The organism is Paenibacillus sp. 598K, from assembly GCF_003851045.1.
In the GTDB taxonomy this organism is placed as follows: domain Bacteria; phylum Bacillota; class Bacilli; order Paenibacillales; family Paenibacillaceae; genus Paenibacillus_D.
In genome coordinates, this window is the sequence record NZ_BFBX01000064.1 from 1 (window position 1) to 12,725 (window position 12,725).

General features: G+C 58.7%; 10 protein-coding genes and 1 pseudogene. 8 read left to right on the forward strand and 3 right to left on the reverse strand.

Going from position 1 to position 12,725, the window contains the following annotated elements; translation table 11 throughout:
- Positions 1-877: 877 nt before the first annotated feature.
- The 5 genes from PA598K_RS18385 to gyrA all read left to right on the forward strand — a co-directional run bounded on the left by PA598K_RS18385 (position 878) and on the right by gyrA (position 8,520).
- Positions 878-2,026 carry a GDSL-type esterase/lipase family protein gene (locus PA598K_RS18385; RefSeq protein ID WP_128658365.1) on the forward strand — a complete coding sequence of 383 codons (1,149 nt, stop codon included), beginning with the start codon at positions 878-880 and terminating at the stop codon, positions 2,024-2,026.
- A gap of 14 nt (positions 2,027-2,040) precedes the next feature.
- Positions 2,041-3,000, forward strand: a complete 960-nt coding sequence (locus tag PA598K_RS18390) for an ABC transporter ATP-binding protein (protein WP_128658366.1) — start codon at positions 2,041-2,043, stop codon at positions 2,998-3,000.
- Complete coding sequence (locus PA598K_RS18395) at positions 2,993-3,982, forward strand: ABC transporter permease (protein WP_128658367.1); 990 nt, start codon at positions 2,993-2,995, stop codon at positions 3,980-3,982. The genes PA598K_RS18390 and PA598K_RS18395 overlap by 8 nt, the downstream gene beginning before the upstream one ends.
- A gap of 108 nt (positions 3,983-4,090) precedes the next feature.
- A complete protein-coding gene (gene parE / locus PA598K_RS18400) occupies positions 4,091-6,076 on the forward strand; it encodes a DNA topoisomerase IV subunit B (protein WP_128658368.1) in 1,986 nt (661 codons plus the stop codon).
- An 11-nt stretch (positions 6,077-6,087) separates the two neighbouring features.
- Entirely contained in the window at positions 6,088-8,520 is a 2,433-nt protein-coding gene (gyrA, locus tag PA598K_RS18405; RefSeq protein ID WP_128658386.1) for a DNA gyrase subunit A, read from the forward strand.
- Here gyrA and PA598K_RS36315 read toward each other — a convergent pair.
- The gene (locus PA598K_RS36315) at positions 8,511-8,678 is read right to left on the reverse strand and encodes a hypothetical protein (RefSeq protein ID WP_185602086.1); all 168 of its coding nucleotides are present in this window, start codon (positions 8,676-8,678) and stop codon (positions 8,511-8,513) included. The two genes, gyrA and PA598K_RS36315, sit on opposite strands and share 10 nt — an antisense overlap.
- Before the next feature lie 176 nt (positions 8,679-8,854).
- Between PA598K_RS36315 and PA598K_RS18410 the strand changes: the two genes are divergently transcribed.
- Positions 8,855-9,301: a MarR family winged helix-turn-helix transcriptional regulator gene (locus PA598K_RS18410; protein ID WP_128658369.1), complete on the forward strand. Its 447-nt coding sequence runs from the start codon at positions 8,855-8,857 to the stop codon at positions 9,299-9,301.
- A 130-nt stretch (positions 9,302-9,431) separates the two neighbouring features.
- Here the strand turns inward: PA598K_RS18410 and PA598K_RS18415 are convergent, their stop codons facing one another.
- Positions 9,432-10,304 (reverse strand): SDR family oxidoreductase, encoded by an 873-nt coding sequence (locus PA598K_RS18415; RefSeq protein WP_128658370.1) that lies wholly within the window; start codon positions 10,302-10,304, stop codon positions 9,432-9,434.
- A 126-nt stretch (positions 10,305-10,430) separates the two neighbouring features.
- Between PA598K_RS18415 and PA598K_RS18420 the strand changes: the two genes are divergently transcribed.
- Positions 10,431-11,009: a TetR-like C-terminal domain-containing protein gene (locus PA598K_RS18420; RefSeq protein ID WP_128658371.1), complete on the forward strand. Its 579-nt coding sequence runs from the start codon at positions 10,431-10,433 to the stop codon at positions 11,007-11,009.
- Positions 11,010-11,135: 126 nt separating this feature from the next.
- Entirely contained in the window at positions 11,136-11,984 is an 849-nt protein-coding gene (locus tag PA598K_RS18425; protein ID WP_260405486.1) for an AraC family transcriptional regulator, read from the forward strand.
- A 421-nt stretch (positions 11,985-12,405) separates the two neighbouring features.
- Here PA598K_RS18425 and PA598K_RS36320 read toward each other — a convergent pair.
- Positions 12,406-12,725, reverse strand: a pseudogene (locus tag PA598K_RS36320) (hypothetical protein); the annotation flags it as partial.

Consider the following 12,725-nt stretch of genomic DNA (forward strand, 5'->3'; position numbering starts at 1 on the left):
ATGTGCGATAAATGGCACAAATATAGGGGGACGCGTCGGATCGGTAAGTTTTGTGCCATATATGGCACAAATACATCGTAAATACGCTGGGCGGTCGGACTTGTGCGAAAAGTCAGCCTGCCCTCAAAAGGCCGAAGAGGCACGGAATCGTTACTGGAGAAAAGCTTATGCTTCCGAAGTCGATTTCTTTTAGAAAGCGTTCGCCTGGTACGAAAAATCGTACACATTACCCTCGTAGGCCGTATCCCGGGCATGCTGTGTGCGATAAATCGTACATATTAGATGATTACACTACGGCTAATCGAGGGTTTTGCGAAAGCTGCATAAAAATAGAGTCATTAACAAACGGCTAAGAGTACACTTTGCATCTTTTGTAGGAAAAAGAGAGGTGAAAAGTGTAGGTCCCAACAGACAGGAAAATTCATGCTGGCCCTCCGCCTCCGCTAACTATTCATCTATCTAAACTGACGGTACTCGGCACGTGCTCGGCAACGATGCCCTCAAACTGGCGGTACTCGGCACGTGCTCGGCAACGATGCTCTCAAACTGGCGGTACTCGGCACGTGCTCGGCAACGATGCTCTCAAACTGGCGCTACTCGGCACGTGCTCGGCAACGATGCTCTCAAACTGGCGCTACTCGGCACGGACTCGGCGAACGATGCCTCGAAGTTGGCTGATACTTGCTTGGACTCCCTCCAACCATGCCTCGAAACTGTGCGCATTCACGCCTCAAAACCGGCACAAAAGCCGTGGTGTTGCAGCGCGCCACCCCCCGTCCGATTTGCAAATTGTGCCGGGAAGATTTATGTTAGAGGGTAGGTATGTAGAATAGTAGGAACTGGGGAGTATCGAGAAGCAGGCAAGGGGGGCGGATGGATGAGCGAGCGAGAGCCAGTGCAAAAGCAGGAACGAGAGCAAACGCACAAGGGAGAGCAAATGCCAAAGCGAGAGTCGAAGAAGCTGTGGCGCGCAATCGCGATCGCGTCGTTGGCGTCTACGGTGGTGCTGGTGGGCGGCTTCGGCTACGCCATCGGAGATGTGATGGGATGGGTCGGCTCCAACGATCGGCTAATCGAACCTGAGCAGGCAACGGAGCAGGCGGAGCGGCAAGAGCTGCGAATCACGGCGCTGGGCGACTCGCTGACGCGGGGCGTCGGCGATCCGAACGGACGCGGGTATGTGAACCAGGTGCTGGATGGTCTCGGCGAGAAGCTGGAGGTGCCTGTGCGGCTCAACAATAATCTCGCTGTCAGCGGGATGCGTGCCGACGAGCTGGCGGACAAGCTGGAGAGCGACAGCGGCTACCAGTACGCGATCCGTCAAGCGGACTTGATCCTGCTGACGATCGGCGGCAACGATCTATTCCAGTTCGCGCAGACCCAGAGCGAGAGCGGTCAGCCCGGCGGCGCGTCGCCTGGGAACGGTACTCCGAGCATATCGTCCGCAACGACAGAGCCGGACGATGCGTCAGCGAGCACCCTGGCCGACACGGCGCCAGCGAGCGAAACGCCCGCAGCGCCAGCAACGGCTGATGCTTTGCCGGACTCCTCCGCCGACCCAAGCGCCGATGCGCCAAGAGCCTCCGCCGACCCAGGCGCCGGTGCGCCGGCTGGATCGGCGGAAAGCTCCGCGCCGGGAAGCGCGGAGGAGCTGCCGCAGACCGTCGGCGGCATCCCGGGCGAGCTGAGCGTGGAGGGACTGGGCAATCGCATCGAGACGGCGCTGGAGCGGTTCCGGCTCGTCATCGAGCGGATCCATGAGCTCAATCCGGATGCCCGGCTCATCTATGTCGGGTTGTACAATCCATTCTACGATGTCACGGAGCTGCGTCCTGCCAGTCTGCTCGTCCAGCAGTGGAACAATGGCGCCTATACGATCCTGCAGCAATATCCGGCGATGCATATGGTGCCAACCTATGATCTGTTCGAGGAGACGATCAACAGCTACCTGTCGAACGATCGCTTCCATCCCAATGGCGCGGGCTACGGCGTCATCGCCGAGCGGATCATCCAGATTGTCGAGTAGAAGGAGGGGAAGCGATGGCAGAGCAAGACATTATCTTATCGGTGCAAGGGCTGCAGAAGCGAATCCGCCGCAAGCAGATCATCCATGATGTCAGCTTCGAGGTGCGCAAGGGCGAGATCTTCGGGTTCCTCGGCCCCAACGGTTCCGGCAAGACGACGACGATCCGGATGCTGGTCGATCTGATCAAGCCGACGGCAGGCACGGTCCGGGTCGGCGGCTACGATGTGCAGCGCCAGCCCGAGCAGGCGCTCCGTCATATCGGCTGCATCGTCGAAAATCCCGAGCTCTATCCATACCTGACCGGCTGGGAAAATCTCGAGCACTTCGCCCGCATGCTGCCGGACGTCGATCAGGCGCGGATCGCCGAGGTCGTCGGCGTCGTCGGGATGGAGCAGCGGATCATGGACAAGGTCAGCACCTACTCGCTCGGGATGCGGCAGCGGCTCGGGATCGCGCAGGCGCTCCTCGGACGTCCGAAGCTGCTCATCCTCGACGAGCCGACCAACGGCCTGGACCCGAAGGGGATCAAGGAGCTGCGGGAGTTCATCCGTATGCTGGCCGGCCAGGGGATGAGCCTGTTCATCTCTAGCCATCTGCTGAGCGAGATCCAGCTCATGTGCGACCGGGTGGCGATCATCAGCCGCGGCCGGGTACTGGCGGTCGGCGGCGTCGACGAACTGGTCAGCCAGGCCGGTGGATATGTACTGTGGCAGGTGAACGACTCTGCTGCCGCCGCAGCGCTGCTGGGCGCAGATACGCGAGTCGAGATGATCGGGGAGCGGGAGCACGCGATTGACGAGACGATCCTGACGGCGCTGCCCGGCGCGCTGGTGACGAAGGTGGACGAGGCCGATCTGCCGGCCGTCTTGCGTCAGCTGGTAGAGGCGGGACTTGAGGTGATCGGCATGCAGAAGGTATCGCCCTCGCTTGAGGAGCTATTCTTGAAGCTGACGGAGGGTGAGGGGATTGACTAGACAGCTGCTGTCGCTCATTCAGAATGAAACGTTGAAGATCTGGAAGAAAAAACGGTTTTATGTCATTCTTATCATACTCGCGGTAATGGTGCCGATCTTTACATACGCCCAGAGCGTCATGTCCTCGCGCAGCGACGCGCGCTTCGACGACTGGCGCAATCAGCTGCAGGAGCAGATCACCGATTACGAAAACACGCTCTCGAGCAACCGGATACCGGAGGAGTGGAAGCAATTCCGCCGGGTCATGGTGCAGCAGCTGACGTATTATCTCGAGCAGGACGTCAATCCGAACGCGCCCAACGCCGTCACCTTCACGCGCGGCTTCATGAGTAACTCGGTGACGCTGTTCATCCCACTAATGGTGCTGGCGATCGCCTCCGACCTCGTCTCCGGCGAACGCTCAACGGGTACGATCAAGATGCTGCTGACGCGGCCGGTGAGGCGATGGAAGATCCTGTTCAGCAAGGTCGTGGCGCTCACCTTCTACGTCTCGCTGACGGTGGTGGCAATGGCGGTCATATGCTATGTCATCTCGGGGCTCGTCTTCGGCTATGGCGGCTGGGGGTTGCCGATTTTCACCGGCTTCGTCATCAACGGCTCCGATGTGGATACGTCCAATGTCCATGCGGTGCCGCAGTGGCTGTACGTGCTCATGCAGTCGGGCCTGATCTGGTGCTCGGCGATGGTGGTGGCGCTGCTGTCGCTGATGGTATCGGTGCTGCTGCGCAGCACGGCGGCGAGCATCGTCACGATGATGGCGGCGATCATCTCCGGGACGATCCTCTCGAATATGGCCTCCTCCTGGGAGAGCGCCAAATATATTTTCGCGGTGAACCTGCAATTGACGAGCTATCTGGAAGGTACGCCGCCTCCGATTGAGGGGATGAACCTGCTTTTTTCGCTGGGCGTGCTCGCCGTTTGGGCGATCGGTGCGCTAGTCGTTTCGTTTACCGTCTTTACGAAACAGGACATCTTGAATTAAAATAGCGGGAGTGATTCGCAAGAACGATTGCGAAACGTACAGATTTCACGGAGGGCAGGCGTTCTGTGCCTGTTGCTCCGTTGCTTTTAGATCGCAAGGGGGACGCTTATGACCGAGCAAGTGAACAACGTAAATGCCGCAACGGTGCAAGAACGGGGATACGATGCCGAGGACATCCAGATTCTGGAGGGGCTCACGGCGGTCCGAAAGCGGCCGGGCATGTACATCGGCAGCACGACGACGTCGGGTCTGCATCATCTCGTATGGGAGATCGTCGACAACGCGGTCGACGAGCATCTGGCGAAGTTTTGCAGCGAGATCGACGTCATCATACATACCGACCAGTCGGTGACGGTCAAGGACAACGGACGCGGCATCCCGACAGGGATGCACAAGACCGGCATCCCGACGCCGCAGGTCGTATTTACGATCCTGCATGCCGGCGGCAAGTTCGGCGGCGGCGGGTACAAGAAGTCCGGCGGCCTGCACGGCGTCGGCGCTTCGGTGACAAACGCGCTGTCGGAGTGGCTGGAGGTCGAGATCGCCCGCGACGGCAAGCTGCACAAGCAGCGCTTCGCCTACTGGGTAGACGAGGCGGGCGTCGAGCATGTGGGCGAGCCGGTGACGACGCTTGAGGTGGTCGGCAAGGCGAATCGAACGGGAACAAAGGTGACGTTCAAGCCGGATACCCGGGTATTCCATGGCAACATCGCGATCAACTTCGATACGCTGTCCGAACGGCTGCAGGAGATCGCCTTCCTGAACTCGGGTCTCAAGGTGACGGTCAAGGACGAGCGCGCAGACAAGCACGAAGTGTTCCACTATGAGGGCGGCGCTCGTCAGTTCGTGCAGTTCCTGAATGAGGACAAGGCTGTGCTGCATGACGTCATCCACTTCGCTGCGGAGCGCGACGAGATCGAGGTCGAGGTGGCGATGCAGTATAATGACGGGTACACCGAGACGATCGCTTCATTCGTCAACTCGATCCCGACGCGCGGCGGCGGCACGCACGAGACCGGCTTCAAGACGGCCTATACCCGCGCCATGAACGAGTACGCCCGCAAGACGTCTCTGCTAAAGGAGAAGGACAAAAACCTCGACGGCGCCGATCTGCGCGAGGGGATGATGGCGGTCATCAACATCAAGATGGCGGAGGTCGAGTTCGTCGGCCAGACGAAGGACCAGCTCGGCAGCGCCTCGGCGCGTAGCGCGGTCGATGCGATCGTCTCGGACAAGATGCAGGTGTTCCTCGAGGAGAACCCTCAGGTAGGGCAGCAGCTGATCAAAAAAGCGGTGCAGGCGAGCAGGGCGCGCGAGGCGGCGCGCAAGGCGCGCGATGAGATCCGCAGCGGCAAAAAGCGCAGCGAGAGCTCGAACCTCGGCGGCAAGCTGACACCTGCGCAATCCAAGGACTATACCCGCAACGAGCTGTTCATCGTCGAGGGCGACTCGGCCGGCGGCTCGGCGAAGCAGGGTCGCGATTCGAAGCATCAGGCGATCCTGCCGCTCAAGGGCAAGCCGATGAATCCCGAGAAGGCGAAGCTCGTCGATATTCTCAAAAACGACGAATACAAGGCGATCATCGCGGCTATTGGGGCTGGTGTCGGCTCGGAGTTCGACGCCAGCGAGGGAAATTACAACAAAATTATCATCATGACCGACGCGGATACGGACGGCGCGCACATCCAGGTGCTGCTGCTGACGTTTTTCTACCGCTATATGAAGCCGCTGATCGACGCCGGACGGGTGTATATCGCCCAACCGCCGCTCTACAAAATTTCCAGCAAGTCAGGCAAGCATACGACGATCCGTTATGCCTTCACCGACGAGCAACTGCAGAACTACCTCAAGGAGTTCAAATCGTACGAGCTGCAGCGCTACAAGGGACTCGGCGAGATGAACCCCGACCAGCTGTGGGAGACGACGATGGACCCGGAGAGCCGCACGCTGCTGCAGGTGCAGATCGAGGATGCGGCCAAGGCGGAGCGGCGCGTCTCGACGCTGATGGGCGACAAGGTCGAGCCGCGGAAGCGCTGGATCGTCGAGAACGTCGACTTCATGGAATATGAGGATCCGGAGGGGATTAATCAGTGAGCAGCCAAGGAATGGAGCAATTTCTCCCTGCCTTCCTGGAGGAGGTCGTCGGCGACCGCTTCGGCAGGTACTCTAAATATATTATCCAGGACCGCGCGATCCCGGATGTGCGCGACGGCCTGAAGCCAGTGCAGCGTCGCATCCTGTATGCGATGTACGATGCGGGCAACACGCCGGACAAACCGTACCGCAAGTCCGCCAAGACGGTCGGCGACGTGATGGGTAACTATCATCCGCATGGCGACTCCTCGATCTACGAGGGGATGGTGCGGATGGCGCAGCCGTGGAAGATGGGGCATCCGCTCGTCGACGGCCACGGCAACTGGGGCTCCCAGGACGATGACCCGGCAGCGGCGATGCGCTATACCGAAGCGCGTCTGTCGAGTATCGCGATGGAGCTGTTGCGAGATATCGAGAAGCGGACGGTGCTGTTCAAGGACAACTTCGACAATACGGCCAAGGAGCCGGTTGTCCTGCCATCGCGCTACCCGAACTTGCTCGTCAACGGCGTCAGCGGCATCTCCTCGGGCTTCGCCACGGAGATCCCGCCGCATAATCTGCGCGAGGTGATCGATGCCTGTATCGCGTTGATGTCGAGGCCGGATATGACGCTCGAGGAGCTGATGGGGATCGTCCGCGGACCGGACTTCCCTACCGGCGGCTTGATCATGGGCGAGGAGGGCATCCAGGAGGCGTACCGGACCGGCAGAGGCCGCATCTACCTGCGCTCCCGCACAGCGATCGAGGACGTTCGTGGCGGCAAGCAGCAGATCGTCATTACCGAGATCCCCTATCAGGTGGTCAAGTCGAGACTCGTCACGGCGATGGAGAACATCCGTCTGGAGAAAAAAGTCGAGGGTATCGCCGAGGTGCGCGACGAGAGCGGCCGCAACGGGCTGCGGATCGTCGTCGAACTGCGCAAGGATGCGGACGCCCAGGGGATCCTGGCGTATCTGCTGAAGAAGACCGATCTGCAGGTAACGTACAACTTCAACATGGTGGCGATCGTCAACAAGGCGCCGCAGCAGCTCGGCCTGCAGCCGATGCTGCAAGCGTATATCGAGCATCAGAAGGAAGTCGTCTCCCATCGGATCCGTTACGAGCTGGAGAAGGCGGAGGATCGCGCTCATGTGCTCGAAGGGCTCGTCAAGGCGCTCAACGTGCTCGACGAGGTGATCGAGGTCATCAAGGCTTCGAAAAACCGTCAGGACGCGCAAAAAAATCTGATGGAACGGTTCGGATTCACCGAACGTCAGGCCGATGCGATCCTCACCTTGCAGCTGTATCGGCTGACCAATCTCGAGATCACCTCGCTGGAGAAGGAACTGAAGGACATCGCCAAGCGAATCAGCGGGTACCAGGCGATCCTCGGCAGCGACAAAAAGCTGATCCAGGTCATCGCTGGCGAGCTGCAGGAGATCCGGGACAAGTACGGCGTCGACCGTCGCAGCGAGATCAAGGGCGAGGTCGAGGAGCTGAAGGTCAATCTGGAGGTGCTCGTGACGCCGGAGGATGTGCTTGTGACGCTCAGCCAGGAGGGCTATATCAAGCGCACCTCGTTGCTCAGCTTCACCCGCTCGGGCGGCGAGCTGGAGAGCGCGGGCGTCAAGGAAGGCGATATGATCCGTCACCTGCTCCCGGTCAACACGATCGAATCGCTGCTGCTCTTCACCAAGAAGGGGCAGTACTTCCTGCTGCCTGTCCACCAGATCCCCGAGTTCAAGTGGAAGGACAACGGCACGGCGGTCGTCAACGTGGTGCCGCTGCCCAAGGACGATGCGATCGTCAGCATCATCCCGGTCAAGGACTTCGAGCAGCCGGAGCAGTCGCTCGTCTTCGTCACCCGGCGCGGCCAGGTGAAACGGACGGAGCTGAAGGACTATATGACGACGCGCTCGACGGCGATCGCTGCCTGTAAGGTTGGGCCTGGCGACGAGATCCTGTCGGTCGAGATGAGCGATAATACGAAGGAGCTGCTGCTGGTCAGCAAGCTGGGGATGAGCATCCGATTCCGCGAAAATGAAGTCAATCCGATGGGCCGCGTCTCGGCCGGCGTCAAGGGCATCCAGCTGCGCGAGGACGACGAGGTCGTGGCGGCGCTGCGCGTCGAGGGCGACGAGGGCGAGCTGCTCGTTGTCAGCGATCTCGGCTATGCGAAGCGGTCGCTGCTGCTCGATTATCTGGTACAAGGCAGGGGTGGCAAGGGTGTAGCGACCTTCGAGTTCAAGGAAGGCAAGCGCGTCCGCTCCAACGGCGAGCGGCTGATCGGCGCGCTCTGGTGCAAGCATGAGCAGCAGGTGACGGTCGTCACGGTGAGCGGCGCCCAGCATGTCTTCTCCTCGGAGAAGGCGCCAATCGAGGATCGGCGGGGGACAGGCAAGTCGCTCTCGCCAGCGGACAAAAAGGACCCCGGCATCCTGCTGCTCGTCCGCGGTCAGTCGTAAGGACGCCCAGCAGGCTCCAGTTTGTCTTGCATGTTCAATATGGCTTCCAACACGACCCACAGTGGCGCCGGCTCATGCAGCCGGTCCAGCCACTGGGGGTCTTTGAGCAGTCCGGACGCTCGAATCCGTCGCAGCAGCTCGGCATCGGGTTCATGCATGGTCATTCCTCCGTTCATACAAGATGCGCTAATTCCTCAAAGTCTTAGGCTACAGTCTATGTCAGAAGCTGTCATAACGTTCGGCTATTTAGCGCTTTCACCCGGTTATTATTAATTGGGTTAACCTTTTATTCGACATCGCCGACTGCTATACTTGAATGTAGGAGGTGGAGGACATGCACGCCGCGGAGTTCACTCGATTATGGACGAAGTTCTCTAAAGAATGGAAGACGTATCTGGAGGAGGCGCTGGCGCCTCACTTGACGGAAGGACAGCTCAATGTGCTGGAGCTGATGCTGCAGCACGAGCAGATGAAGCCGTCCGACCTGTTGCAATATCTGAACACGACGCCTGCCGCAATCACGACGCTGCTCGATCGGATGGAGCGGGGCGGACTGATCACGCGGAGCCGCGATCAGTCGGATCGCCGCATCGTCTGGGTGACGGTGACGGAGAAGGGGCATCGCGAGGCGAAGCGTGGCATGGCGCTGCGAGAGGCTTATATTAACGACGCCCTGGACGGGCTGTCGACCCATAACCAGCAACTGCTCGTCTACTTGCTCGGCAAGGTCGTCTACGCCGACGAGTCGCGCGCCAAGGCGCAGATGAACTCGGCGGTGTAGAGCATTCTGCCGAGGAAGGACGGGATGAATGACGGATAGAAAGCCATATAACCGCGGACCTGCTGTCGATGGAGCAGCAGGTCCGCGGCGTTTGGGCATGTATGATTAGTGATTCGAAGTACCGCGATTGTCAGGCGTTGGCTTGCGCCTCACGTAAGGCACGCACATCGAAGAAGGCATCTTTGCCATAGCTGATATTAAGGTCCTGTCCGCTAATATAGCTGGCCATCCGGCTGCCCAGGAAGACGAGGGGATAGCCCATTTCTTCCGAGGTCGCTACCCGTCCGTTCCATTCCGACAGATACATCGTCTCGATGGTGTCCAGACCATTAATCGCATGTCCGGCCAGGCTGGCTGTTTCTTCGGCTGCTTTGGCGAAGTCGTCGGTCAGACCGGTCTTTGTATAGCCAGGACTGATGGCGTTGATTCGTATGCGACGACGGATATATTCCGGCGACCAGACATGTGATTTGATATAAGCGATGAGCATTTTTTTGGACAGCACATAGGAGTTTTCCTGACGTATGGTCTCTTCATTCGCCGTCAGCCATTCGACAGCGCTCTCGAAGGTATCGCAAGCGAGCAGCTCGCTGAGCAAATCCCAGCTTTTGGCCCAGCCGTATCCGCCGTCGGAAGCGATGAAGTTGATCGAGCCTTCATCAGCTAGCTTCGGAAGCAACTGCTCGGCGAGGTACCGTTGCGAGACATAGTTGATCGTCATGACCTGGACTTCCTTGCCCGGCCAGGCTGCGACGCCGTGGCAGCTGAACAAGGCATGGATCTGATCGGGCAATTGGGCGATGACCTCGTCAATCTCGGCCTTGTTGCCGAGGTTTACGCGGAAGGCGCGGGTGACCGGCAAGCTCACTTCGTTCAGATCCAGCGCATATACATTGGCGCCGAGGTCGATAAGGAATTGTGCCGCAGCCTTGGCCATACCAGAGGCAGCTCCGGTGACCACGACGTTTTTGTTTTCGTAACCGAACATGTCTTTGAGATTCATGACTTGACCTCCTTGAATTGTAACCGCTTCATCCTTATCTTACTGCAAGATTGGGTCTTGGATGTACCAACAAACAGGCCGCATATTGTCGGACAAGTACCACAGGCAGGAGCTAAGGGGGTACCCATGAGTCGAGTTCGAACAACCCAACGCAAATTAAAAGACGCCTTATTGCGGCTGATGCAGGTGCAGCCTCTGAACCAGATTACGATCAGCCAGTTGACCAAGGAAGCTGGCGTGCATCGCAGTACATATTATTACTATTATTACCTGATCGAGGATGTATTGGGGGCGATTGTTGATGAGACGATGCAGCAATTGCAATTCGCCATCAAGAGGCCTTACGAGAATGTGAAACAGATCGCGATTAACGATGAGGTTCTCCCATCAAGCGTCGAGCTGTTCACGCATATCTATGAACGCAAAGAATACTATGCTTTGCTGTTGAACAAGGAGAGGGGCTTGGTTTTTCAGAACCGGCTTGTCGATGTTTTGTTCGAGCTGTTCCAGACTCATTTCACGCCTGCAGTTATACACGGTGGGGCGGATTGGGGCGAAGAACAATCGATGTACAGTGTATATGGTATTTTGGGGTTGATTAAACTTTGGGCAGAGCATGATTTCCAACGAACACCTCAGGAAATGGCGCTTCAATTGACAGCTATATTAAACACTCGCTTGCAGATCATCGAGACCAATCTGTAAATAAGGCAGCGCGAAGAGGAAGCTAATGGAGTGATACGCATTCAGACAAAACAAAGCATGCCTGATCAGGCGGAGCGACTGCGGTTGCCTTAGACTGAAGGCAGAAAGGAGATGTGCCAAGTGGATATGTTGAGATCGATGCAGGAAGCGCTCGACTTCGTGGAGCGGAATCTGCAGGAGCGGATCGGCGTTGAGGAAGTAGCGGGCGCGGCGATGATGTCGAAGTACCATTTTCAGCGGATGTTCCATATGCTCACAGGGTTCACGGTGTCGGTTTACATTCGCAACCGTCGGCTGACGCGCGCGGCGGAAGCGCTCGCCGCAAGCGACGAGGTCAAGGTGATCGACCTCGCCTTGAGCTATGGGTACGACAGCCCCGAGGCGTTTGCCAAGGCGTTCCAGCGCATGCATGGCGTCACGCCAAGCTCCGCTCGCAGCCGCAATGTGAAGCTCAAATCGTATCCGCGGCTCTCCTTTCATATTCAGCTTAAGGGAGATGTGGAGATGAATTATCGTATCGTAGAAGCGGAGGCTTCGGTTGCCGCAGGAAAGGAAACGCTGGTCGTCAGCGACCCGTACAAGGAAATCCCGGTGTTCGTAGAGCAGATCTGGGAGGACGGCACGCACGATCAAATCAATCAAGCGTTGGGCAGAGAGCCACGCTCTTTGCTTAGCGGCTACCATTACGACTTTACCGAGGACGGGAGCAGGCTGTATCTGATGGGCGAGGCGATTGCCGAGGTCGCGGAGCTGCCGACGGGACTGACGGTGCTGTCGATCCCCGCTCAGACGTATGCCGTATTCGAGGGGCACGAAGTTGCCGAGCTATGGATGCGCATCTACAGCGAATGGTTCCCGTCGGCCGGATTCGAGCAAGCAGAAGGGCCGTGCATCGAGAAATACACCTGGATAGACGCCGACTGCGAGAAAGCGTTGTGCGAGGTGTGGATTCCGGTCATGAAAAAGGAGCGTTAGAAGGAGCTCGCGAGGGTGGATCATAAGGCTGGCAACGGCAGAGGCGCGATCGGGCATGGAACGGGCTCGATTATGACTAGTAGAGTAAAAGTTTCGTTATGGGCGTGAAACGGGTTCAAAAGTGAGCCGCAGGGCAAGAAACTTTCGCTACAGGCGTGGATTGGGCTCGAAAGTGGCCAGTAGGGCAAGAAAGTTTCGTTATGGACGTGGAACGGGCTCGATCATGAGCAGTAGGGTAAGAAACTTTCGTTATAGGCGCGGATTAGGCGCGAACGTGACCCGCAGGGCATGAAACTTTCACTACTGGTCACTATCACCAAGCTATCACGGGCTGAACGCCAAAAAGCAACCCTCAAGCAATTCAGGGTTGCTTTTTGGCGTTAGCTGCGCGCAAACCCGCGCATGACGCACACGTCGGCTGCTAGGCATCGACGAAATGGTCCGCCGCTACGCCTAGCTGGGCGGCCGTCCAGAGGCTCCAGGCGCCGTCCTGCGGCGGCAGGGAGCGGATGATGAGCAGCTCCTTGGTGACCGGGTGCGGCACAGCGATGGAGGTCGACCAGAGCGCAATCTCGGGAACGATCAGGCCCGATGTGCTAGTCGGGGGCTGCCCCGCGTTGCGACTCCCGGATAGTCTCCCCGTTGCTTCGCCGCGCATCGGGCGTTGCGGCGGAGCAACGGGCTGAGCGGGCCATGTATCGCTTGCCATCGTCACGCGGCCGCCGCCCGCCGCTCCGCCGC

Bases quoted from the DNA above. Each gene is read 5' to 3' on its own strand.
- PA598K_RS18385 (WP_128658365.1), top strand. From the start codon at position 878: ATGAGCGAGCGAGAGCCAGTGCAAAAGCAGGAACGAGAGCAAACGCAC.
- PA598K_RS18390 (WP_128658366.1), top strand. From the start codon at position 2,041: ATGGCAGAGCAAGACATTATCTTATCGGTGCAAGGGCTGCAGAAGCGA.
- parE (WP_128658368.1), top strand. From the start codon at position 4,091: ATGACCGAGCAAGTGAACAACGTAAATGCCGCAACGGTGCAAGAACGG.
- gyrA (WP_128658386.1), top strand. From the start codon at position 6,088: ATGGAGCAATTTCTCCCTGCCTTCCTGGAGGAGGTCGTCGGCGACCGC.
- PA598K_RS36315 (WP_185602086.1), bottom strand. From the start codon at position 8,678: ATGCATGAACCCGATGCCGAGCTGCTGCGACGGATTCGAGCGTCCGGA.
- PA598K_RS18410 (WP_128658369.1), top strand. From the start codon at position 8,855: ATGCACGCCGCGGAGTTCACTCGATTATGGACGAAGTTCTCTAAAGAA.
- PA598K_RS18415 (WP_128658370.1), bottom strand. From the start codon at position 10,304: ATGAATCTCAAAGACATGTTCGGTTACGAAAACAAAAACGTCGTGGTC.
- PA598K_RS18420 (WP_128658371.1), top strand. From the start codon at position 10,431: ATGAGTCGAGTTCGAACAACCCAACGCAAATTAAAAGACGCCTTATTG.
- PA598K_RS18425 (WP_260405486.1), top strand. From the start codon at position 11,136: ATGTTGAGATCGATGCAGGAAGCGCTCGACTTCGTGGAGCGGAATCTG.